This is a genomic window from Paenibacillus xylanexedens (genome assembly GCF_007676705.1).
Classification (GTDB): domain Bacteria; phylum Bacillota; class Bacilli; order Paenibacillales; family Paenibacillaceae; genus Paenibacillus; species Paenibacillus xylanexedens_C.
This window is the reverse complement of sequence record NZ_VEBF01000792.1, coordinates 1-227: the sequence shown is the minus strand read 5'-3', so window position 1 is coordinate 227 and position 227 is coordinate 1. Positions and strand designations below refer to the sequence as shown.

General features: G+C 51.5%; 1 protein-coding gene. It reads left to right on the top strand.

Annotated elements, in window-relative coordinates:
• Window positions 1-44: 44 nt before the first annotated feature.
• Window positions 45-227: hypothetical protein (locus FS628_RS31040; protein WP_145326725.1), on the top strand; the 183-nt coding region annotated here is incomplete at its 3' end.

The following is a 227-nucleotide window of genomic DNA, read 5'->3' as shown; positions in this document are numbered from 1 at the left end:
ATGTAGGCGATGGGTTTGGTGAAGAGAGCGATGGGAGGTGGTTGATGGTTGGGAAGGTAGAAGAGTGGGGGGGGTGGGTGAGGGGGAATGATGTTGATGGATTGTTGGAATTGGAAGGGGGAATGAGAAGGTTTGCTGGGAAAGATGTGGGGTGTATGAGAGATGGTATGGATGGGAATGAGGGGTTGTTGTGGGTTGGGAAAGTGAGGATAGAGGAGAAGAGTGGA